This is a genomic window from Paenarthrobacter aromaticivorans (assembly GCF_019038615.1).
GTDB lineage: Bacteria > Actinomycetota > Actinomycetes > Actinomycetales > Micrococcaceae > Arthrobacter > Arthrobacter aromaticivorans.
In genome coordinates, this window is sequence record NZ_JAHOPC010000015.1 from 98,193 (window position 1) to 119,341 (window position 21,149).

The 21,149-nt window shown below is 59.5% G+C and carries 26 protein-coding genes; 13 read left to right on the top strand and 13 right to left on the bottom strand.

Annotated elements, in window-relative coordinates; genetic code table 11:
* Positions 1–14: 14 nt before the first annotated feature.
* Entirely contained in the window at positions 15–539 is a 525-nt protein-coding gene (locus tag KSW38_RS19955; protein WP_216926691.1) for a hypothetical protein, read from the bottom strand.
* Positions 539–1,612 carry a M23 family metallopeptidase gene (locus KSW38_RS19960; RefSeq protein WP_216926692.1) on the bottom strand — a complete coding sequence of 358 codons (1,074 nt, stop codon included), beginning with the start codon at positions 1,610–1,612 and terminating at the stop codon, positions 539–541. The genes KSW38_RS19955 and KSW38_RS19960 overlap by 1 nt, the downstream gene beginning before the upstream one ends.
* A 574-nt stretch (positions 1,613–2,186) precedes the next feature.
* On the opposite strand from KSW38_RS19960, the gene KSW38_RS19965 reads away from it, so the two are divergent.
* Positions 2,187–3,335, top strand: coding sequence for an alpha/beta hydrolase family protein (locus KSW38_RS19965; protein ID WP_216926693.1), 1,149 nt, complete (start codon positions 2,187–2,189; stop codon positions 3,333–3,335).
* Here KSW38_RS19965 and KSW38_RS19970 read toward each other — a convergent pair.
* From KSW38_RS19970 to KSW38_RS19980, 3 genes are read right to left on the bottom strand one after another with little or no spacing between them, the layout of a single operon-like run.
* Complete coding sequence (locus KSW38_RS19970; protein ID WP_254186727.1) at positions 3,332–4,246, bottom strand: hypothetical protein; 915 nt, start codon at positions 4,244–4,246, stop codon at positions 3,332–3,334. The two genes, KSW38_RS19965 and KSW38_RS19970, sit on opposite strands and share 4 nt — an antisense overlap.
* A 6-nt stretch (positions 4,247–4,252) precedes the next feature.
* Complete coding sequence (locus tag KSW38_RS19975) at positions 4,253–4,696, bottom strand: hypothetical protein (RefSeq protein ID WP_216926694.1); 444 nt, start codon at positions 4,694–4,696, stop codon at positions 4,253–4,255.
* Positions 4,697–5,164 (bottom strand): hypothetical protein, encoded by a 468-nt coding sequence (locus tag KSW38_RS19980; RefSeq protein ID WP_254186728.1) that lies wholly within the window; start codon positions 5,162–5,164, stop codon positions 4,697–4,699. It abuts the gene before it with no gap.
* Positions 5,165–5,823: 659 nt separating this feature from the next.
* On the opposite strand from KSW38_RS19980, the gene KSW38_RS19985 reads away from it, so the two are divergent.
* From KSW38_RS19985 to KSW38_RS20015, 8 genes are all read left to right on the top strand, one after another.
* The gene (locus KSW38_RS19985) at positions 5,824–6,069 is read left to right on the top strand and encodes a hypothetical protein (RefSeq protein ID WP_216926695.1); all 246 of its coding nucleotides are present in this window, start codon (positions 5,824–5,826) and stop codon (positions 6,067–6,069) included.
* Between the two features lie 401 nt (positions 6,070–6,470).
* Positions 6,471–8,072, top strand: coding sequence for a MarR family transcriptional regulator (locus KSW38_RS19990; RefSeq protein ID WP_254186729.1), 1,602 nt, complete (start codon positions 6,471–6,473; stop codon positions 8,070–8,072).
* A gap of 405 nt (positions 8,073–8,477) precedes the next feature.
* Complete coding sequence (locus KSW38_RS23665; protein ID WP_256449765.1) at positions 8,478–8,609, top strand: hypothetical protein; 132 nt, start codon at positions 8,478–8,480, stop codon at positions 8,607–8,609.
* Positions 8,610–9,250: 641 nt separating this feature from the next.
* A complete protein-coding gene (locus tag KSW38_RS19995; RefSeq protein ID WP_216926697.1) occupies positions 9,251–10,021 on the top strand; it encodes a ParA family protein in 771 nt (256 codons plus the stop codon).
* Between the two features lies 1 nt (position 10,022).
* Positions 10,023–10,376, top strand: a complete 354-nt coding sequence (locus tag KSW38_RS20000) for a hypothetical protein (RefSeq protein ID WP_216926698.1) — start codon at positions 10,023–10,025, stop codon at positions 10,374–10,376.
* Between the two features lie 1,890 nt (positions 10,377–12,266).
* Positions 12,267–12,503: a hypothetical protein gene (locus tag KSW38_RS20005; protein ID WP_216926699.1), complete on the top strand. Its 237-nt coding sequence runs from the start codon at positions 12,267–12,269 to the stop codon at positions 12,501–12,503.
* Between the two features lie 83 nt (positions 12,504–12,586).
* Positions 12,587–12,934 (top strand): hypothetical protein, encoded by a 348-nt coding sequence (locus KSW38_RS20010; protein WP_216926700.1) that lies wholly within the window; start codon positions 12,587–12,589, stop codon positions 12,932–12,934.
* 496 nt (positions 12,935–13,430) lie between these two features.
* On the top strand, positions 13,431–14,702 hold the full coding sequence (locus tag KSW38_RS20015; RefSeq protein ID WP_216926701.1) for an RNA-binding domain-containing protein: 1,272 nt from the start codon (positions 13,431–13,433) through the stop codon (positions 14,700–14,702).
* 64 nt (positions 14,703–14,766) lie between these two features.
* Here KSW38_RS20015 and KSW38_RS20020 read toward each other — a convergent pair whose 3' ends face one another.
* From KSW38_RS20020 to KSW38_RS20030, 3 genes are all read right to left on the bottom strand, one after another.
* Positions 14,767–15,228: an HIT family protein gene (locus tag KSW38_RS20020; protein WP_216926702.1), complete on the bottom strand. Its 462-nt coding sequence runs from the start codon at positions 15,226–15,228 to the stop codon at positions 14,767–14,769.
* Positions 15,225–15,842: a macro domain-containing protein gene (locus KSW38_RS20025; protein ID WP_308169453.1), complete on the bottom strand. Its 618-nt coding sequence runs from the start codon at positions 15,840–15,842 to the stop codon at positions 15,225–15,227. The genes KSW38_RS20020 and KSW38_RS20025 overlap by 4 nt, the downstream gene beginning before the upstream one ends.
* Before the next feature lie 227 nt (positions 15,843–16,069).
* Positions 16,070–16,579, bottom strand: coding sequence for a TIR domain-containing protein (locus KSW38_RS20030; RefSeq protein ID WP_216926703.1), 510 nt, complete (start codon positions 16,577–16,579; stop codon positions 16,070–16,072).
* A gap of 195 nt (positions 16,580–16,774) precedes the next feature.
* On the opposite strand from KSW38_RS20030, the gene KSW38_RS20035 reads away from it, so the two are divergent.
* Positions 16,775–17,194, top strand: a complete 420-nt coding sequence (locus KSW38_RS20035; RefSeq protein ID WP_216926704.1) for a hypothetical protein — start codon at positions 16,775–16,777, stop codon at positions 17,192–17,194.
* 194 nt (positions 17,195–17,388) lie between these two features.
* On the opposite strand, the gene KSW38_RS20040 is transcribed toward KSW38_RS20035, so the two are convergent.
* Genes KSW38_RS20040 through KSW38_RS20055 form a run of 4 tightly spaced genes read right to left on the bottom strand, consistent with a single transcriptional unit; the run spans position 17,389 to position 18,573 of the window.
* On the bottom strand, positions 17,389–17,544 hold the full coding sequence (locus tag KSW38_RS20040; RefSeq protein ID WP_216926705.1) for a hypothetical protein: 156 nt from the start codon (positions 17,542–17,544) through the stop codon (positions 17,389–17,391).
* Positions 17,545–17,553: 9 nt separating this feature from the next.
* On the bottom strand, positions 17,554–17,955 hold the full coding sequence (locus KSW38_RS20045) for an antitoxin Xre/MbcA/ParS toxin-binding domain-containing protein (protein ID WP_216926706.1): 402 nt from the start codon (positions 17,953–17,955) through the stop codon (positions 17,554–17,556).
* On the bottom strand, positions 17,955–18,260 hold the full coding sequence (locus tag KSW38_RS20050) for a hypothetical protein (RefSeq protein WP_216926707.1): 306 nt from the start codon (positions 18,258–18,260) through the stop codon (positions 17,955–17,957). The genes KSW38_RS20045 and KSW38_RS20050 overlap by 1 nt, the downstream gene beginning before the upstream one ends.
* On the bottom strand, positions 18,241–18,573 hold the full coding sequence (locus KSW38_RS20055) for a hypothetical protein (RefSeq protein WP_216926708.1): 333 nt from the start codon (positions 18,571–18,573) through the stop codon (positions 18,241–18,243). The genes KSW38_RS20050 and KSW38_RS20055 overlap by 20 nt, the downstream gene beginning before the upstream one ends.
* Positions 18,574–18,788: 215 nt before the next feature.
* On the opposite strand from KSW38_RS20055, the gene KSW38_RS20060 reads away from it, so the two are divergent.
* Positions 18,789–19,424: a hypothetical protein gene (locus tag KSW38_RS20060; RefSeq protein ID WP_216926709.1), complete on the top strand. Its 636-nt coding sequence runs from the start codon at positions 18,789–18,791 to the stop codon at positions 19,422–19,424.
* 89 nt (positions 19,425–19,513) lie between these two features.
* Here KSW38_RS20060 and KSW38_RS20065 read toward each other — a convergent pair whose 3' ends face one another.
* Entirely contained in the window at positions 19,514–19,744 is a 231-nt protein-coding gene (locus KSW38_RS20065; protein ID WP_216926710.1) for a hypothetical protein, read from the bottom strand.
* Between the two features lie 493 nt (positions 19,745–20,237).
* On the opposite strand from KSW38_RS20065, the gene KSW38_RS20070 reads away from it, so the two are divergent.
* The gene (locus KSW38_RS20070; RefSeq protein WP_216926711.1) at positions 20,238–20,672 is read left to right on the top strand and encodes a hypothetical protein; all 435 of its coding nucleotides are present in this window, start codon (positions 20,238–20,240) and stop codon (positions 20,670–20,672) included.
* 80 nt (positions 20,673–20,752) lie between these two features.
* Entirely contained in the window at positions 20,753–21,031 is a 279-nt protein-coding gene (locus KSW38_RS20075) for a hypothetical protein (protein ID WP_216926712.1), read from the top strand.
* Positions 21,032–21,149 lie beyond the last annotated feature (118 nt).

The following is a 21,149-nucleotide window of genomic DNA, read 5'->3' on the forward strand; positions in this document are numbered from 1 at the left end:
TTCTGTCTTTAGGTTCATGAGGTCGGCTCTTGCGGGGATATGGCGGTCACCAGCCACGGCTGCTGCTGCCCGGAACGGTGCAGGAGCACCCTCCAACGTCCCGCATCGGTAGCGAACGTCGCAGTGACGGTCATCGGATTACCGGCGTCCCTGCTGATCGCTGGTCCGTCCGTGGTCTTCCGGATCGGCACCCGGGCCGGGTCGATGTACTTCGCATCTTCCGCGTACTCAGGTGCGAGGTGTGGGGCCAGGTCAGCGAACCAGGTTGCTTCGGGAACTTCGGGACGTGCGAACAAACCCATGACCTTGGCCGCGGTGTCCTTGACCGACTTCTCGGCTGCGGCGTCCCACGTCACTTCGGGGATTCCGTAGTGTTCGTCGGCCCCGTCGTCGTGCCCGGCCCCGGCATGGTTGCTCTCCTGCCCGGTGTTGACCGTGGGGGTGGGGTCTGTTGCAGGTTCGGTGCCCGTGTTACCGGCGCAGGCACTCAAACAGAGTGCGGCGGCAAGTGCGACTGTCAGTGCGAGGTGCTGGCGCATCAGAGAATGCCTTTCTCTTTCATGATCGGAGTCGGGTCGATGGTCGGGTTGATCGGAACCATGGGGTTCGGCATAGCCCCGGCGAAGAACTCCATGTGAAGGTGGCGGCCGGTGACGTTGCCCGTCGCGCCTTCGGTGCCCAGCGGTGTCCCGGCGGCCACGGTGTCACCTTCCTTGACCTTCACCGACCCGGCCTCCATGTGATACATGCCGATCGTGAGTTTCCCGTCCACGGTCTGGCCGGTCACGCCGGTGCCGAACAGGCCATCGAGGTTGCGGACCTTGACGATCTTCATATCCGCCAGGGCCACGATCCTTCCCGGCCCCCCGGGGTGAACGAAGTCAATGCCGTAGTGGAAGTTGGCCAGCACTCCCCCTGCAGTGCCAGGCGGTGCAGGGCGGGGACCGTAACCACTGCTGTTGATCGCCCCATCCATGGGCTTGACCCACTTACCAGCCAGCTCACCGACAACCTGGTTGCCCTCAGCCGGGCACACCCCGGACGGGTCCACAGCCGCACCGGACTCCCCGCCCAAGGCTTTGAAGACCTCCGTGGCCTGGGAACGGAACTTCGTGTAGTGGTTCGGGTCCGCGTTCCGCTGCGTCCGGTGGATCGCGATGGTCGGTTCGAGGGCCTCCCAGCCCTCCACCTTCTGAAGTGCCTTGAAGAAGTTCGTCGCCGAAACGGTGGGGTCCATCCGGTCCGCGTACGAACCCCAGGAGCCGTTGGCCCGCTGCTGGAACAAACCACGGGAGTCCGGCCCGGCCCCGTCACCGTAGTCGATGACGCGGAGCGTGGACTCACCGATCGCGGCCTGGATCCCGATCAGCTGCGCCGCGACCGGCAACTTAAGGGACTTGGCCGCGTTCATGATCGACTGGGCATTCTTCATCTGCTCGGCATCAAACCCGGCCACTCCCCCAGTAGGGGCAGGGCCGATGGCCACGCTTGCGGGCGCGGCGCAGGAGGATGCTGCCTGGGCCGGGTCGCTGTCATCCAGGACCACTGTGACCAGCCCGACCGTCAGCAGCGCAACGATTGACGCGCCGGTGATAACTTTCCGGGCGATCACTGATGCGCCCCCGCGCGGGTACACAGCGGCGCGTTCATCGGCTGCATGCCGAACGGCAGCGTGTTCTTCAAAACCTGTCCCTCCCCAATGGGCATTGTTTCCACTTCTACTGCTTCCCGCCGACCTAGAAGAACAGGGAATCGTCCCATCAGATGCTGATGAGCATCGACACGGCCAGCGGGTCATATACACCTTGAACAAGCCCGCCCGGGACAAGGCACTGGCGGGCAATGCTAAGACGGTAGGCGGGAGGCAGTCGCGCGCTGCGCTACTGCCTCGCGAGCGTCCGTTCACCGACCACATCGGCCCCCTCAACAGCCGATATGACTCCTCCTTCCTAGCAACGGCAGGCGCGGCCAGCTCGGAGGACTTGCTTCGTCAGATGAGCAGCTCTGCCTTTGGTCCACCACACCCAGAAAGGCGGCGGCTGGACAGTAAAAACCATACACGCATGCAGCGAACATGTTCAATGCTTGTAGCAAGCATGCCTTATGCATGTAGCACCAGTTTGCAGGGCGTTAGGATGAACGGGCTCCGTTACTTCCTCGGAACGGTGCTGAAGGAGTAAGCCCTAATGATGATGAGAAGACGCGCTGCGGCTTGGCTGACGGTCTTCATGCCGGCGGCCGCACTCTCTGGATTCGCTGTTGTCATGGCCCGCAAGATCGTCAAACGCGGCCCGAAGGATTACCGTCAAGCTGAACTGACGCATAGCGGGCTGCGACTCCGCATCGACTTGGACGACTACACCAGAGCCCCGGGGGACTTTGGGGTTTTCGATCCGGCAACTGAGAAGTATTTTCGTGTCGGCGAGGTCATGCTGATTGATGAGGCTCAAAAGTATGTGGAGCGGCGGCTCTCCCCTTCTGGATCTGGTCCGGCAAATCTGGGGCCACTGGTCGATTGGACCCCCGACGTTTTCTTCGAACCTTCCGCAGTCGGCGGACCCTATAAAGAGGTGACAGTCCCCACCAGCTACGGCTTTGCTCCTGCGTGGCTGTTCGAAGCTGAGAACAAGGACGTGTGGGTGATCCATATCCACGGCAGCTGGACCGACCGATCGATCATGTTTCGAGACGTCCACGCTTTCAAGAGCCTAGGCTTTACGTCTTTGGTTCCTTCATTTCGCAGCGACACGGAGGTGAGCCCACAACAGGCGGCGTCGAGTCACTTGGGACAAACCGAATGGCTCGACGTGGAAAGCGCCATGACCTACGCCGTGGCTCATGGGGCGCGAAGAATCGTCCTATCAGGCTGGTCAATGGGTGGGACTATTGCCTTGCTCACCGCGGAGCGCAGCGTTCACCGGGATCGCATTGTTGGAATCGTCCTGGTTGGGCCTGTGACGAGCTGGCGCAAGTCCATCACAGCTGGAGCAGCGCGGGCAGGTGTCCCGGCGATTGGAGCAGGCTTTGTCATGCGCCTGCTGCAGGCTCGCACTTTCGCAAAGATGCTCGGTCTAGCCGAAGCGATCAACTTCAATGCGCTTGAATGGGTCGATGTACCAAGCCGGGTGGTGGTCCCAACTTTGGTCTTGCACTCCATCAAAGACCAAGAGGTTCCTTGGGAGATCTCGCTGGCATTCCAACGCGCCAATCCTGAAACGGTCACACTGATCGCAATGCCCGAGTCCCACCACACTCAGGAGTGGAATACATCGCCGCTTGTCTTCACCCATGAGCTAACGAGCTGGGTCAGGAAGACGATCGCTGAGTCTGGCTAGACTCGCACGTCCAGCTTGGCTTCTATTTGGCTGATCCTGCGTTGGGTTGATTCCGGGAACGTCATCAGGTTTCCGCGTTCGTAGTTGTGTAGGACTATGAGGCTTTTGTAGACGCCGTTTTCGAGCGTTTCATTGAAAAGATCCCACGCTGGGCTGACTCGTGATGGATCTGCATGAACCCGCATCCTCAACGCGGTGAGCCAGAGAGCATCGGCCATCCAGAGGCGTAGTCTCGGGATCTGCTTTGACACGAAAAGGATTAGCCAACCCGCGGCCGTCACCGAAAGTCCCACATAAAAGAGGCGGTCGAACCAGGAACCGATCGCTCGGGCCCAGGCATGCCATGGAGAGAACTGGAACAACACCACGTAGGTGATATGGCATGAGACGGCTGCAGCAACCACGAGCAGGCCGGCCGAGAATGTTGCGTACAGGCTCTTAGCCTCGTGGCGAAGCATGTAGATGATTCTGAGCACGGTGAACAACAACGCAACCATGTACGTGCCGCTGTAAACGGCAGTTGCGAGTTGGTCCATGCGGGTGTCGATGAAGTCCGCGGCCGTTGGACCTTTATTCTCAACGAGAGCGAAGCTAAGAATCATTATCGGAATGCTCAGCAGCGGAGAGTAATAGGTCCATCTGACAATGGATACTTTAGCCAAGCGCCGCACGCTGTCGTTGAAGAAGAAGATCGCCAGTAGCGCGAAGATGGCTTGGAGCAGGTTTGTCACGTTGATGCCACCGAGGTAGCTATCAATCACATCCAGGGGTGTTACCGTTCCCAGGACATAAAGCGCAGCGAGTCCGAAGACCGATGCCACCCACGATGCCCGTGATTCCGTCACCTTGACCACCGAAGGAACCCGAAGCAGGCATAGGGCGCTGAGCAGCGCAAAGAGCAGCAGTTTCATGGTCTATCAGAGGAAAGGATCGGGGCCCGAGCTGCGTGAACGAGTCTTTTTCGACATCTCAAAAGCAAAATCCTCCACCCACCGTTCGACAGGGTGGTTCGGAACAGTACGGCAGCTCATGCTTATCGCTCCGGCGGCTTCCTTTAGCATCTCCTTGGAGAACGTGGGCCCGGAAACTGGAATCCGGAGACTTTCCAGAAAGATGTGCCCGAGTTCGTGATAGATGCAGTGAAGCTTGTACTGCGTCGATTTTTGCGGGGGGAAAAAGATCTTGATGCGATCCTCAGCATCCAACTTAAAAGCTGTCAGCGTTCCCCAATCCCAGTCCTGCTCAACTAGCTCAATCGGTTTCTCGCGAATCTCCGCTAGACGCTCAACGACTTCCGACAGAGAAGCAGTGCCGTCTCCGCATAGTTCCCGCACTTTATCCTGAACGAGTGGGAGAGCCATTCACTCTTCACCCTTCATCGAAGCATCAATGATTTCAGTGATTGTCCTGAGCGTTTCAGGTGACATCTCTCCCAAGTTCCGGGCAGCGAAATTCTTTACCTTGAGCTTGCGCATCTGGACGAGGAAGTCCCTCCTCGCCTCCACCTCAGGCGGAATCTCGCTGTTGAGGTCACATAGATAAGCACCAGGTACTGCGAAGACGAATTCTGCGATCGCCTTTAGGAGGTCTTGATCTGTCACTAGGCTGCCATTGCCGTTGATCAGGTAAGACCAGCGGGTCCTCGACAGATGAATTCCCTGGGTAGAAAGGGCTTCCTCGACGTGAGCGTAGGTGAGCGCGGTGTTGTGGTCGGCCTCCCAAATATCCTCGAGGATCGCCATGCGATCCGCCAGCCGCTCCTTCTTCTGCTGCTGCGTAAGAAACACGCTGCGGCCCCCATCTGCCATCGTTATAGCTCCTTCAGTCAAGCTCGGCTACTTGTGTAGACCGCCACAAAGAGCAGGCGGACAGCTGACTCAGAATTTTACCTGAAACTGCGCGGGGAGTGCAGGCAATGAGTTGTGCATGTGCGAAGCATGTAGGTAGGCTGTCACCCAATTGGCCTGAAGGGGATGCTGCAGGTGCGCGGCCGCGACAGGACCTGTATTGCTACAGGTCTCTCTTAAACCGGACTTAGGGAGATTCACATGGAGGAATACCACCCGCCCAAGCTAATCGGAAAGAAGGCGCCAATGAACTGCCTTGTACTCCCGCACCAGCACTACAACGCCTGGAAGGCGACTCAGCGTTACGACATGTCTTTCGGCGAGTACGTGGGAGCTCTGATAGATCGAGCGGAAGGCCGCCCCAACAAACTCGACGGGATGATACGTGCCACCTCGCAGACAGAGGGGCCTTAGCAAGCTTTGAAGCGATCCTGGCGCCGTAGATGCAATCTCTGCGTCTTAGATTCCGGGCACGGAGGCGGACTACTCATCCTCAGAAAGGAGCGGTCACTATGAGAGAGGCAAGTTCACGTGCCTCATACTCTGGCTCTGGGGTCAGCGAAGGGGCCACCTATACCAGGCACGACACGCCCAATAGGCCTTCCCACTTAATGCCTAGCGTTAACGCTAGTTTTACGACCATGACTACATCTCCCGTTCGCAGAAAGCGCGGGACAGGAATTGGCAACGTTCAGTTGGTGACGACTGTCCCTAAAACAGACAAAAAGCTTGTTGTCGATCTTGCCGAGCAACTGGGGCTGTCCCAGAGCGAGGCCATGGAAGTCATCCTCAAACATCTACGCACCGAACTCGCACAAGACGGTATCCCCGTCTGGTTCGATCGGAACCAGTTGCCGGAGGCTCTGCCTATCGCGCAAGCAAGTTAAAGTCTGAAGGCCCGCACTAGGCGGGCCTTCAATAAGTATTCAGTTCAGATCACGTTCTTGGCGGGACCAGATCCGAACTATTCGAAGCTTCCTCTAACGACGACGCTCCCTTTGTTACATCCTCATCCACGATAAGGAGTATTGCCTCCATGGTACCGGATGCCGTTTTGGCGTCAACGCATACACGCGCGAGTGTCGGCGCGTCGTCAATCACACCCGAGCACGCGTGGAGTCTTGCTCCGTTGATTGCTGGCGCCCCGTCGTACCGTTTGGGGCGTTGGATTGGTCAGAAGTTTCAGTATCCCCGGCCGGCGAGTGCGCCGAAGATCACACGGTTGTTGCCGGAGCGGCCTGCTGCGGTTGCTGTGCATGGGGTCGATGGCAGTGTCGCGACCCTGTGCTTGGACTTTGATACGTCCAAGGCTTTGAAGGGTGTTGTCGACGCGGACGCGGCGCGTGTGGGTCGGTTGTTGTCCGCCTGCGGCTTGGTGTTCGTGGAGGACTTCTCCCCCAGCGGTGGCCGGCACCTGTACGTCCCGCTGCAGGATCGTTTGGACGCGGCCGAGGCCAGGGACCTGGTCGAGGCCTTCGCGCTGACCGCATCGAGCCTTGACCCGAGTCCACATCAGAACGTCACGGACGGGTGTATCCGCGTGCCAGGTTCGGTGCATAAGTCCGGTGGCCACCAAACCCTGATCACTCCCCTCTCCCGGGCGTATGACATCCTGCGCCGACGCAACCCCACGGCCGCGGTGATGAAGCTGCGGGCTGCGCTGGCCCCGGAGCTGGCTCGCAAGCGCGCCCTGCAGGCCCGTACCGCCAAGACCGTTGCCGCGCAACGCACCGGCACCCTGCCGGTCCTGCCCCTGGCTTCGGGCAGTGAGGCACCGCTGCGCCGCGTAGCCCGGACCGGTTTGTATGACACGGCCCGGTACAAGAGCCCGTCCGAGGCCAGGATGGCTGTGCTAAACCACTTCAGCGCCTGTGGCTGGTCCCTGACCCAGGTCGAGAACGAACTCGCCGGCCAGTTCCCCGGCCTGGCCGCCCTCTACGGATCCCCGGAACGGCAGGCACGGTTGCTGCCATTCGAGTGGGCCAAAGCCCAGGCCTTCACCGCTACCAACCCGACCTCGCAGAAACCACTCCCCCGGAAACACGGGGAAGAGAGTGCACTTATTAACAACACAAGCCAAACGTTAACCACAGGGGGGCGGGAAGAACCCAGCAGTTCTGCTGCGCACCAGCTCGTGAACGATCTGGAGAATATCCTCTACGCGGTCCTGGACCACAGACTGCAAACCAAGGGCAGGCAAGGCCTCGGCTTGCGCTTGCTTATCCGTGGACTGCTGGGGTACATGAGGGCCAAGGAAACAGACATCCTCGACGTCGGCTGCCGCACCCTGGCCGCCGCGATGGGCAAGCACCACGTCACCATTGCCCGGCTCCTTCCCATCCTTGCCAGTGCCTCGGACGGGATCCTGACCAAGATCGCCGACGCCCACTACAAAGCCGCCGACGTGTACCTGATCCAGCTCCCCGAGCAGTACCAGCAACTGGCCCGCGAACTGACCTGGCGCAAAGGCAAAATCCACGCCATCCGGCCGGTCTTCAGGGCCCTCGGCGACGCCACAGCACTGGTGTACGAGGCGATCGAACGCGGCCGCCACTCCCCCACCACCGCGGACCTTGTTCGCGCCACCGGTGTCAGCCGCAGCGCTTGCTCGAATGCCCTGGCCGAAATGGAAAGCCTCGGCATGATCCAACGCCACGGACGGGTGTGGAAGACCACCACAGCCAATCTGCGCATGCTCGCCGCCCGACTCGGCGTCCTGGATGACTACCTCGACCACATCGCCCGAAACCGCCGCGAACGCGCCAAATGGCACGCCCACCTCGACCGCTTCCGCGACACCCGCATCAATGAAACCGACCTCTACGACGCTGAACGCGACGAACACTGGGGCCCGCCAGACGACAACCTCCACCTTTGGCACGCTGCCTGAGTCTCGGCCAGGGATTTCCCCGCACGGCGAAATCCTTGAGCCGAGGGATTTTTGCGGAATTTAGTTACTTGCTCGCCCATCTTTCATGAGCGGCTTGCCTTGTCATACCGGTTTCGCGACCAATGTCTGCCCAGGTTGCACCGGCAGTACGAGCTTCTGCGACGACTTGATCTAGTCGCACGGAGGCTCGACGTAGACTGCGGGCGGCCATCTCAACCGCCCAGGTCAAAGCATGCCGACACCACTCCCCTAGCGCCGATTGCTCTACTGCGATCGGCGGGACAGCAGGAGACCCCAGCAGCGCTTTGACTTCACGTTTCGTCCCCACTATCCGGAATTGGCATCCGGCCCGATTCCTAGGGTCGTCCGCCCAACCGCATTCGCAGGAGGCCCGCCATCCCACGGTTGAGTCTCTGGGACGATTTCAAAACCCGGACGTTCAGGGTGGCGGTGGTGATGACCGCTCACACCCTCGACGACGACGCCACCAGCTTCGTAAGGTACTCCAAGTCTGCCATCAGCCAGAACGACTCCTAGTCGGCCGACGTGTACACCGTCTCCCAAGTCCCAAATCACCATCATTGCTCTCTGTCAGGAGTTCTTGACAGGCTCATCCTAGGTTGATGGCACGCTTGAAGAGTAGGGAGATTTTGTTAATGACAGAAATAAATATCTATTTGCATCGGCGAGCTCTGCGATCCTGGCGGCATCATCAGGCCAGTCCCATACGGCCCCAGTGACCGGACCGTGGGTTGGGTGCTTAGAAAATGCCGGAGGTGAAGAAGCACTGGACGTTATGGGGGGGGGCTTGCTCACGGCCACCGCAGCCTTAACAAAGTCCCCCGGCCGGCGCTTTATCTATCAATCAATATTTCTGTCATGACAGAAATATTGATTGATAGATACATAGATTGACGCATAGATGGATAGGCGGATGGATGGAACCTACGGTTCCGTTGTGCGTATTCCCTGCCCGAGCCGGGGGGCCAGTGTCCGGCATTTAGCCCATCCATCTTTCTGTCTAGACAGAAAGAAATAATGTCATCCACCTATCTATCAATCAATATTTCTGTCATGACAGAAATATTGATTGATAGATAGGTGGGTGGACATACGTAATGATTGGTTGATAGATTGAGGGAAGGAACGATCGTCAAGAAGACCAGAAGGGTGCTGGCGTGAAGGTAACAGCAATCGGAAACCGCAAGGGCGGAGTTGGTAAAACCTCTGTCACACTCGGTCTCGCCACCGGTTTGAAGCTGATTGGCAGGCGCGTCCTCGTCATCGATTTGGACCCTCAAGCTAATGTGTCCGAGGCCTTGGAGGGGGCAGGGGAGTTCGATGTCTTTGATGTTCTCTACGGCGGCGAGGCCGGCACACTTGGGCAGGCAATCACCGAAACGACCTGGTCGGGGATCGACCTGATTCCAAGCTCGGAGGCTCTGGCCCGTTTGGAGTCTGAGGCTCTCATGACTCCGGAAATGCGTCTCAAGACCGCTGCCTATGGGGCGGCGGAGCTTGAAGAGTATGACCATGTGTTGATTGACTTACCGCCAGCGTTGGGTCGACTGACACTCAATGGTTTGATCTGGGCGGATCGAGTGCTGGCCGTGACCGAGCCGGCCGCCTTTTCCGTAAAGGGAGTGACAGAGTTCCTCGAGACGGTCAAGAAGGTCAAATCCTTGCCGCACTTGAATCCGGCGTTGGATTTCTTGGGCATCATCATCAATAAGACGAGCTCGCCGTTGACCTCTGAGCATGCCTTCCAGATTGGGGAACTTCAGGAAGCATACGGTTCTGAGGTTCGCGAACCTCATTTGCCCTTGCGGACGGCAATGCAGGACTCGGTGAGCATGAAATCGCCCCTAGCGAAGATGCCGGGAAGGGGAGCGGCGATTATGACAGAGAAGTTCGTTGCTCATGCGCGATACCTGGACGGGGTCAACTGAGATGGCACTCGAACGCAAATCCGCAATCCGCAAGGCGCCCGCAGCCGACGTGGTCGATGTGTTGACGACGGCGAAGCCCGCTGACGCGCAGATTGACGACGAACAGTCATTCGCCATGAAGCCAGAACCATTGGCGGCATCATCGCCAGAAGGCTCCGTCTCGGGGCCACGTCGACCGGGTCCAGGAAGGCCGCGTGGGAAACGGCGGATGGAGCCCTTCTCATCAAAAATTGAGATAAACCTTCGTGATGACCTGGATGCATACCTCGCCGAGACTGGTGTCACCATCACGGATTTCCTTGATGAGGCAATCCGAGAGAAGTTGGCCTCAATAAATACGTCTGGACAGAAATAAAATTTGTACCCGTATGAGGTCGGTGAAGCGCGGGAAGTTGATGGTACGTGTTGGGTGACGGCGCTGCGGCACTTCCCGACGGAAGCCGCCAGGCAACAGCTGGCGGCCTCCGCTCCCGTTTACGGGATGTTGTGCCAGAACAGGCGGGCGACATCAACGACTAGTCGGATGATGTTGACCACCAGGTTCCAGGCGCCCCATGGTTCTTCACGTTTCCGTTTGGATTCCATGCCGGACACCTCCTCCCGGAGGAACAGGGCACGGCACGCACGCGTTTGTGGGCACAACAACGTTGCGCCCTACGTGCGTAGGGCCATAGACTCAAAGTGTTCGGATTGAGGTTCTACGGCCCTCTACCGCACCAATGAGCGCACCGCTCAGAACGAAGACCCGAGGCCTAAGTCGGGTCTTCAGTTCGTTAACGGTACCCAGGCTTTATGCCTGGTGATTCAAGCCTAGCTGGAACGATGCCAAGCCCCGCGATATTAGCCAGCCGGACAGTATCCCGTCCCGCCGCCTGACGATGTGTATAAGAGCGGACAGGCGAAGCCATCGGGTGCGGGGAAGCCCTATGCGCCTGCATGGCACCAATGATCTTGCGAGTCTGACCCGAGGGCAGCGAGTCGTAATCGACCGTTTTCGTCGCAGCGGTCGCCGCTGGCGACACGCTGGCGACACGCTGGCGACAGTGCGACACAAACGTGAGACACCCGTGGATGCGGGTCAAAACCGCATCCACGGGTTTTTGTCGTTCCTGGTCAGGTTGATGCCAATGGGGAAGGCCAAGCCACGGCACTGATTCTTGCGTTAGTTGGCATGAGACATGCCCACCAGCTCGGTGTCTCACCCTCTATCAAATGAGGCTGCCTGGTCGGGATCCTGCACCGGGCGCACTGTTAGGAAGCGGTTGGCCGCAACAAGCAAACGCGGTCGTTCTGCCGATCGTTACATCCTAGGCGTGCCAGCATGGGCACATGCGGAAGTGGAGCAAGAGGGGCCAGCGGATGTAGGAGCATCATTTCCCACGCCTGCAGAATTGGCTGAAAGGGCTAGGGCCAGACACATCAACCTGTTCTTTGCCGCGGCGCTGTCCCTAGACGGCGCTGTTGTCATCGCAATCGTTGCAGCTTTGGTGCTCGCCCCTCGGCTTAACGTAGGGGACTAGACAACGCCGCCAGCAGACCTAACGAGGCTTTCGCTGACCGTTGCTGCAGGACTTGGAGGGGTTGTCGCACTTGTTGTGGCGTATCGACGGCACGCAACTGTCTTGGACTACAAAAGGTTTACGAGACAGCCATCGTCCCTGTAAGGGGAGCCGGTTGCCAAGCGTTGGATTCCACTGATCCTTCTGCTTGCCGTCTGTCTTGATGGGTCATCTTGCCGAGAAGTGTCGCGGCGGTATTCCGCAACGGAGTGTATGAGGCAGGCAGGATGGCTGTATAACGATGCTTGGTCGGTCTCGTCATTGAGTAGCAGCGCCAAATTGGTGTGGGAATTCCGGCCTGCACGGCGGAGTTGTGTTGAGGCGTTGATCAACGGTGGCCACTCCGCCCAAAAGCCGTTCGGCCCGTCTGATCTGGGGCCAACTGATGACCAGCGTTGTGGTCTGTGTATCGCTTGTGGTGGAACTCCGTGTTCAGGTGGGGTTTCGCCCGTCACCGGCAGGTTGGGCCTAAGCCCGGCTAAGGAGTGTTCGGTTTGACGCTGTAAGCCGCTGCTGGGAGACTTTTACACAGGATGACGAGTGTTAGCTCGTCGTGCGGGGTCCGTCCGGGCCTCTGGGTCTCACCTAGAAAACAGAACACCGAACCAAACAGCGGGTAGTCGATAGACGGGCTACCTGAGGGGCGACGGTTTGAGTTTGATGTTCCGAATTTGAAGGTAGAGGCCATGGGTGTTTTCCCCACTTGGGTAACTGGAGATCCGGTCCTCTGGATACTTTTTTCCGTGCTGGGCGTGTTTCTCGTCTGCTTCACCAGGACTGCCAGAACCCTTCTTCAGATCCTTAGGATTGAGCTCTGGGCGCGCTTCGCCAAGCGCCATCACAAAGCGGGGTCCAGAGTTCAGAAGCTCATTGAGGAAGCGAGCCGGCAAGATCTCCTGTCTAAGAAGCGGCTCTTGAAGTAGTCCTGGGGATCCTCTTATCTCTGAGGTGCTTGGGCGTGTCATTGTCCAGAGCCATATGTCGAGCCGAACCTTTGGATACGGTCGTGAGTATGACTACATGCGCTGTGCTGAGCTGCTCAGAGATTGCCTCAGAGGAAATCGAGAATGAGAAATCGGGAAGCGAGTTCCTCGTTTGTCCCGACCACAAAGCCGCTGTCGAGAACGGTCATCCCTGGTGGCCGGACCGGGACACGAACGGAATCCGGATGGGCCGCGACCTTCCTCCAGGCCTGGCCAAGTGGACAGTCCTGGAGACGGAAGCCCCCGGCCTGATCCTTACCATCGAGACGGACCGCCCGGACGTCGAGCCGTTTCAGATTTACCTGAGTAAGGATTCCTACGAGCACCTTGCTGGTGCATTCAGGCCCGTATTCAAGCCTGCCGCCCAGTAACCAAAGCAATTAGTGTTTCGGGTTGTCCTGCTTGGACTCTCACGGAAGCGGTGGATAGGACTGGTGCGAGCTGGTCCACCGTCCGCAAATACCGAGAGGTTTCTAGTTCGTCCAGGGCCATCGGTTGACTGCGGAGCGGAAGTGTTCGCAGATGGATCTACCAGAGCAGCCGACAAATGGGCCTACCTAGGGGAGTCCTCCTAACTGCACGTAACGCGAGTTCATATCCGAGCCGTCAGCGCCGGCTTCCGCGCAGGACGCACTGCTGGTTCCGTCTTCGATGTACAACAGTGAAATCGACGAAGCCCAGGTGGGCAATGGATAGGCTGTAGTTGAGGTCGGTCAGATTCAGACGCAACTTCGTATTAGGCTTCGAGCGCTTTGCACCTGACCTCGCCTGACCAAATCCGGAAGAGGTCACTGGAAACCGAGACTTTGCCTGAGACTCGCCGGTTGGCGCCCACGTGCACGGCCGCCCATGCATAGACTGCCCCTTATGTTGAGTAATGAGGAGCTCGCTGCCGTCATCACGGTCGGCCACGAGACGCGGAGCGTTGAGTTCAAAGCTGCTGGACAGCTGTCTGATAAGGCTTATGTTGCGTTGGTGGCCAGGGCTGCCTTGGCCATGGCAAACCAACGGGACGGTGGCAACATCGTTCTGGGTGTCGACGACAGCAATCCTGGTGATAGCACCGGTCTGAGTCAGAATCAGGTTCGTGAGTGGACCAGTTTGGATGATGTGGCCGACAAACTCAACCGCTATTGTGATCCGCCGCTGATACTCCGTGTCGAGGCCAGGACGCATCCGAACGGCGAATCTGTCGTTGTTGTCGAAGTGGGAGAATTCAGCGAGATTCCGTCACTTTGCGTGAAGGAGTATCCCGGCATTTTGGTGCTGGGTCAGTTGTACACACGCTCTTTGCGGAAGCCGGAGAGTTCGATCTACCACACGCACAACGAGATGAGGGAAGTCCTGGATCTTGCGACGCAAAAGGGGCTTCGACGTTTTCGGGAAACTGCCGCTGGTGCGGGCATCGCTTGGGCAGGAAATCCGTCCGATAGGGAAAAGTTCCAAGTTCAGATCGATGCTGCGACGGCTTCCTCTGAGCTGAATCAGATTACGTCGGAGGCCCATTTCAGGCATCTGATCTATCCTCAGTCGTTCGATGCGCGGAAGGTCCCTCGCCGCGATTTGAGTTCATCGGTGAGAGATTCGGCCGTGCGACTGAGGGGCTGGCCCTTTCCGTACGTCAACGAACCTCGCAACGGCGAAGACTTCATTGGTGAGGGGTCGTCTTCGACCCGCCGCGCCGAGGGATGGCGTTTCTATTCCAGCGGGCTTTTTGCAGACTACAGGACGGTAGGGGAATGGCCTGATGATTGGGACTCCTTCGGCGGCCGGGCTGAGACTTCTGGCAATATTCCCGTGTGGTTTGCCCTCCTGAACTTCACGGAAGCCCTTGAGTTTGCGGCCAGACTCAAGACCAAGTTAGCGATCGCTGAGCCTCTAATGGTTCGCTTCGAGATGGCAAATGTGGCGAACATGAAGCTCGTTGTGGCCGACTCGCGTCGCAGTGGCTTCCACCAGGACTACGTTTACGCCTCAAATTTCTGGGCAAGTCAAGAAATCCTTGTCACCGATGAAGTGGTGATATCCGGCACCCGCAGGTTGGCAGCGGAGACCGCCCTAGAATTCTGCGAGCTATTCGGTTGGCATGGGGTAACACTCGATCTCCTTGAGGGAATTCAATCGAGCAGCCTCAGTTGAGGGGTTCGGTGGGACTCAGCGCCGAAAGCGTCGCCCACGGTATGACGGTAGCCGTCCAAGCGAGTTAGGGAAGCCCGGCGGTAAGGGAGAATCCGGCGTCATTGAGGCGCTGGGCGATAGCGTCTGTTTGTTTGACGGGCACTTCTTCCACTTTCCCGAAGTCGGTGCCGCCTCCGGGCAGTGTGCCTGCTACGTGGAAATGGAGATGACCGATGGCTTGATGCGCTGCGACTCCATTGTTCTGCCAGACTGCAATTCCTGGGCGTTCGTAAGCCGCGTCGATGGCTTCAGCGCAGACCGCGACCGTATCAATGAGGGCGTGGCGTTCGGCGGTGGTTGCTTCGAGCAGTGTGGGGTAGTGGCGCGTGGGAACCACAAGCACATGACCCATTCCACGTTGTTCCCGGGTTACGAGGACGGCGACGATGTCGTTGCGGCCGAGCACTGTGAATGCCCGTCGGCCGCTGAGATAGTCGCAGAATGCACAGGGCTGATCTTGGGGCAGGTTGATGTGTGAGTCAGTCATGATGCCGCCAAGGATGTGAGGAATGCCTGGAATTCAGGAAAGTTGATCTTGTCCTGTTCCGAGGGATGGACGACGATCCGAAGTTCGCTGGCAAATCTCGATCTTTTACTCCGTAGCAGAAATGAGAACGCTATGAGGCGGATCGAGATTTCGGGGGTGAGCTCGGGGATGCGGGATTGTCCCTGTCCGATGACAGGAACACAGATGGGTTCGCCGTTTCCGTGGACATCAGCTGCCTCCCAGCTGTTGTCAAGACTGTCCAGGACGCTGCGGATTGTTCCGTTTGCCCTGTTTTGTTCGTCCATTCGGGTGTACGCGGCGCAATAGTAGCGGATGCTGCCCGGGGGACTAAGGGTCGCCACTGTCCCCAGCGGATAGACGACTTGTTTCCCTGGTTTCGCGATTGTTCCTTCCGGCCTGAATTCGGCCAAGGCGCGGTCAAGATCGGCGTCGAGCTTTTCCTGCGAACCGGCGTAGACCGCTTTCAGAAAGACTCCTTGGACGCTCGTGGCGGCGATGACATCGGGAACCAAGGTGTCGAATGTTGCGGTCATTCCAATGACCGGGCTCGCATCCTGCTTGAAGAGGTCCCCGACGACCAGCCGAATCGCCACGTTTTCACGGTAGCGCTGGTGAGGCTCTTTTCGGCGTAATCCGAGAAGAGCCCACCCAAGGGCCACCGCAAGAACGCCGAGAACCAGCCACCACTTACCGTCCCACCATTGAGGGGCAAGTGGCGCCAGAATACCGATGGGGACCGCGCTGAAGCCCAAGACTGCAAGAAACCGTTGACCTATCGCCTTCGACTGCCGACGCGTCCATTTTCGTGCCACGTGTTGCCTTAGAGACCGAGGTTGGAATACACGGTCGCCCCGTAGATGCGTTCCCCTGTGGTCTTGCTGGTCGCAAAGCCAGCAGCGTAGTTGTCCAACGCATATTTGATGATGGCCGGCTGGAATGACACCGAAACTGCGTAGTGGTCAGTGTCCGACAGTAGCCTGGGGTAGTTGGCAGAATTTCCGCTGCGGGAACCGTCAATGTGAGCGACGACAACGGGAAGATTGAACTCCAACGCGACCTGAAGCTCGTAGGCCAGGAAAGAAACCCCATCTCCACCTTTCTTCTTGGCCTCCGGGCTGCCAAGGAGGACGATCTGTTTTGCATTCTTCATCCGTTCCCGGAGATTTCTTTTGATCGTCTCAGGGCGGCTTGTATCTCTGGAAATGAACAGGTCGTGTGCATCGTAAAAGTCGAACGGGATGTTCTTGTTTTCGCGCCAGGCTTCCATGAGACGGTAGGACTTGATGTTTTCGCTGGCGAATGCCACGTATGTCTTGTTTCGGTAGCTCATTCGCTGTGTCCCCTATTTGCGTGAGGGCCGGTACGGATTCGGCCGCCTGAACAGCCTATCGAGAGAACGCTTACCGTGTGGACGCCCTTGTCACAAACACTGGTGATGATGTTCATGTCCTAAGGAATTCCGGGTGCAGGAATCCCTGTGGCGCCGTTGACGAGGGCAGTTTCGGAACTTCGATAGCGTGAGGGTATGGCTTCTCTAGCCCGCCCATCGATGCCTGGCGGCCCCGTCGCGTCCGCTGAACGGATCATTGCCTTCTTCACAACGACAGGGACCTTGCCACGGGTGACAGCCGATCCGGGCAGCGAAGAGGAGCAGCTGTACCGTGCGTTGAAGCGGATGCGGATCCTGCACCGGCAGGGAAAGTCCAACCAGGAAGCGGCGGCCTTATTGGATGCGGGCTGTCCGGGGTGGGCGAACGGCCGGGCTTTCGGAAGCGACCGGCTCTGGCACGAACGCAGGGACGACCTCATTGCCTGGACACAGAAGAACGGACGACCCCCACACCGCTCCTCCGGTGACAAAACCGAACGATCTCTGGCCAGCCTCGTCGCTGCCTACCGTAAACATGCCTCCATGGCCGTCATCCGGAGCGCATCAAGGAGCTGAACGAGCTGGCTCCTGGCTGGGCCGAGACGCCAACGTGGGCCCCAAGTCCTCACCGGCAGGAAAAGGGTGAAGGCCGTTTCCCTCTAACCAGCACTGCACTGGTCCAGCACAACACTTCCAAGGAAACGACCTTCGTTGACAACCCTATGAGCCACAGGGTGCGCCGGCCAAACCCGGACCAGGGGGAGGGCGCGTCAGTTCTCGTCTTGTGCGGTACGGATGACAATGGCCTTGGACCCGTTGGGAATCCGGGCCTCGGCGGCCTTTTTGGCTGATTCGTACGTCGGGCCTTCGGCTTCGACGTGGCTGAGCTGGCCGTCGCCGGCTTCTGCGGTCAGGGTGACTTTCACTCCCATTTGTTAGGCAACCGCCCGCGCCAACGTGCTTTCCAAGGCCGCCACCAGGGCTGGCTTGTCCCGGTGTGTCAGCCGGTCGACCGGCCGCGCTCCGTTGAGGGCTGGGCAGGGTGTCATCATCCAGAGCGCGAAGTAATTGTGTGGGATCCCCAGCTCCAGGGCTCGCCCGAACAAATCCACCACGACCGGGTTGAGGGCCAAGTCCGGTTGGAACTGGAACCCCGGACAATAAGTTCCCTGGTCGCTGATGAACACCCGCAAGAGCTGGCGCATGACCGGCTCGGGGTTTGGGTATCTCGTTGCGAGCCGTTTCCGGACCTGTTCAAGGGTGGGCAGGCCGAATTCGTCCCTGATCCTGTCCCACAGCTCGTCGGGGATGGGGGAGCGGTACGGGTTGGCCGGCATCAGCTAATGGATTCCAGCAGCCATTGCGTGGTGGCGGGTTCGCGGCGGAGCAGGAAGGTGCGCAGCGCCGCGTTGGAGGACAGCTTCACCTGTACCCGCCAGAACTCGATGTCCACGATGTTCCCGATGCCGACAGGGGAGGTCGTGCGGGTTTCCCACCAGGAGTCCCGTTCGAACCAGTGCACTGGTTCTTCGGTGATCACCCAGACGCGCCCGTCGTGCCGGACGGCCAGAGGGCGGCCGGTGGGGCTGAAACGCACGTCGACCGGAACGTGGAGGGTGGTTTCATTGGCTGTTGCTGTCACGGTTGGTCCGTTCTCCTAAAGTCCTGCTGTTGATCTCGTCGCGGCGGGTGACCGCCGACGCCCAGACCCATGTCCGGTAGGTCATGGGACCGTCCTGCCATCTGACTTCGGCGGCCTTCGCTGTCCAGGCGAACACTTCGCCGTCGACGAGCTCGGCGCAGTTCGGGAACCTCAGCCACGCCTTCTGCGGGATCCCCGGGAAGCCGTGGGAGACCGGGAAGTTCTTGAAATCAAGCTCCTCCAAGGTGAGCCCGAACGGCTGCGCACGTTTGGAGTACCGCGCATGCAACGCCTTCGACAACTCATCTCCCATTACCACACCTCTTCGAACATATGTTCGAATGACACGCCAAAAGTATAGCGGCCCGCAAGGGTGGACCGCTGGTGCCCAGTATGAGGGGGAGGGCAGACGAAATAAGGAGCCGGAGATTGTGGGGAGGTCAGGCTGAAGCGCCGCAGGTCCTCTGGCCGGGTGCGTCAGGTTGGTGTGTTCGAGTCTTGTCGGTGTTGGCTGGTAGGAAGGAGAGCATGTTTCAGAAGCCACCGAACATTGACCTTGAACACTTCACCCAGCCTGCGCAGGAGCTCGCGCGGGCGGTGATGGCCAGCAAGTACCTGACCTTGGAGATGCACTTCGGGTTGGAGGCCTTCATCGCCAGGGACCCCGAGGGTGTGCGGATCCTCACGGCCGACATCGGTGTGCGGACGGACAAGACGACCGGTGCTCGCACGGGCGCCTTGGAGCGGCTGCGCTACCTACGCACAGAGCCGGGCTTCGCCATCCCGGCATCGGTCAGCGAAGCCAAATGGATCATTGAGCAGTACGACGCCGAACGGGATGACCCGAACAAGAAACCGTACTACTCGAAGACCGCCCGCACCCACTTCGGCCGGGACAGGCGGTTTCCTGACGTCAGACGCTGGGGTGCTGGCTCTTGTTCGGCCGGGGTTTGGCTGGCTCGCAGCAGGGCATGGTCCTGGTCAGCCACGGAAAGCATTCAGGCCGCACGAGCCTGGCTGAATCGGAACCAGGCCACCTGTGGCGGGGCCGGGTTTCACGACAATGTGGACAGCTTTGAGCTGTGTCGAGGGCTCCACCTGACCACAGTGTGCAAAACCCGGCCCGGCGCGACAGAAGGGCTAGCTGGTATGAAAGGGCGGTGACAGTCTACCGCCGGCCAAATCCAGTTTGAGGCGGACCCAGCCTGGGCCAGAACGCACCGGGCCGGGGATCCGCGCCGGTCGCGGGTCTTTCAGTGGTTCTTTTCCTCGACGTGGAGGTCCCGAATGAGTTCGCTGATGGCGCGCAGGGCCAGGGGATCATCCTGCCAGCGGCTGCCGCCGCGGCCGCAAGCATGCAGCTGATTCACCCCTGCCTCCCCGACAGCCTGCAGGAACTCGGCCTGTGCGGCCTCCAGATCGGCCTGTTGTTCGGCCGTCAACGGTACCCGCTCAACGGACTCGATCCTGGGAGGGTCCGGCATGCTCTGGTGTCCGGTGCCTGGCGAACAGGTTTCGCAGTCCCATGGTCCCGTCTCCTCCCGCCGATGATTAGGTGTCGGTACCAAGCACACCCAGCACTATCACAGGTGCCGTCTCTTGGCTTTCAAAGACCCAGAACGGGCGTCCACTGCGTGGCCGGCTGTTGGGTGGTGTCGGTCCGTCGCAGGGCTCCTGCCCGTCATCACCTGTTTTGTCTACGACGTTTTCTGGTTGCTGTCCTTCGGATTGTAGGCGTCCGCTCCACCCCGTCTAGCCCCTCCGCAAGCTCCGGGGCCTGCGGGCCCGGAATCTTCGACGGCGCTTCGCTTATTTCCTTTCGAAGACTCCGTCCCCTTGCCCGATGGGTAGACAGGGCTCCATCGGCCGCCGAGCAAGCAAGCTTGCCAGCAACCAAAAAACAACGGGGGAGGAACCCAAGCAGCTGGCCGGGTCACACCTCTCCCTCACCCACTCCTCTGCAAAGGACACCCAACCATGAACGCAATCAGCGTCCAGACCATCACCACGGAAGACACCAAGGAAACCATCGACGGTGTCACCGTGCTGGGCAACTACCACATTAACGACGGCTACGACTGGATGGAACTTATCGGCGAACACGGGTGGACCGTGATCCCCGGATGGGGCTGTGACGGCTGGGACCTCGGTCAGTGGCCCTACGTCATGGTCGCCGGGATCCGCGACGCCGACAGCATCGGCAACCTGTTCGGGATGGCCACCTACTGCGAGGGCGACGTGAAAACGACGTTCTACCGGACCAAGGCCAGGTACTGGGATGCGATCACCGAACAGGCGTTCTTCAACTGGAAGAACGGCCAAGCCCAAGGCCCGGACGACCTGCCCGAGGCCGCCGCCGAAATGCCCAGCCGCTACCGGATTCCGCCCACGTTCCAAACCGCAGCAGCCTAAGCAGGACCCCAAGCCGGTGCCCCGCCAACAAGCGGGGCACCGCACCACCAACAACCCAACCGCTGAAAGGATCCCGACCAATGACCGCTGAGACACACCGCATCGCCCAGACACCCGCCCAAGCCGTTGTCTTCCTCGAAACCCTCGCCGGGCTCGTCGAGCAATCCCCGGTCTCCTACAGCACCGGTGCGGCCGCGGACCTCGCCGCGCATATCCGGGGGATGGCCGAGGCCGTCACGACCGAGGCCCACATCGACCAAGGCGTATTGGACATCACCCGGCAATACGCGGCATTGGACTGGCACAACGAGACTGCGGCCGTCCTCTTCGCCGCAGAACACCGCCCCATGTTCCACTAACACCACGGTTGGGGCCGTTCGCCTTTTGGTGGGCGGGCGGTCCGCCGCACGTGGTTGGCCTGGGTGGGTGGTTGCCGGCGGCGGACCGCCGTTCACGCCAACGGACCCTGACCATCAC